Annotated in this window: 1 protein-coding gene; it reads left to right on the top strand. The window is 38.0% G+C overall.

Translation table 11 applies throughout. The annotated features are described in order from the left end of the window. Positions 1–677 (top strand): ISL3 family transposase (locus tag RGU12_RS13555; RefSeq protein ID WP_309536582.1); only part of this gene is annotated, 677 nt, incomplete at both ends.

Below are 677 nucleotides of genomic sequence, written 5' to 3'. Positions count from 1 at the left end.
GGTTCATGACTATCGTGTACAAAAAATTCAACACTTAAAGTGGTTTGAAAGAAAAACTCAAATCTTTTATAAGCGTAGACGTTATGTCTGTGAGTGTGGAAAACGTTTTTCGGAGAAAAACCCTTTTGTCATGCGTTATCAGCGTACTTCAATAGAGTGGAATCAAGCAATATCGATAAAAGCGATTAAAGGAAAAACGTTCAAGGAAACGGCCGAGATCTATGGATGTTCTCCTTCAACCATCATACGTAGATTCGATCAAATATCCCGAAGCGAAATTCGTCCTGTGGAAGAGCTACCAAATGTTATAGCCATTGATGAATACAAAGGTGATACCCGGGAAGGGAAATATCAGTTAATCATTGCGGATGGGATTACAAAAGAACCGATTGATATTTTACCAAATCGCTATAAACGTACGATTAAGGACTACTTGAGAAAGCATGGATCTGGGGTTCAAATAGTCATAATGGATATGAATCATTCCTTTAAAGCAGCCGTTCAAGAGGCATTGGGTAAACCCGTTATTGTAGCTGATAGGTTTCATTTTTGTCGTTACATTTATTGGGGGCTTGATGGAGTAAGACGCCGAATACAAAATGAGTTTCATGGATACGACCGAAAAAAGTGTAAACGTATGAAACATGTATTTCATAAAGATAGCCAGCGCTTAACTA

This window comes from Ferdinandcohnia sp. QZ13, assembly GCF_031324165.1.
GTDB lineage: Bacteria > Bacillota > Bacilli > Bacillales > Bacillaceae_L > Ferdinandcohnia.
The sequence above is the reverse complement of the archived record's forward strand: the minus strand, read 5'-3'. Positions and strand labels throughout refer to the sequence as shown.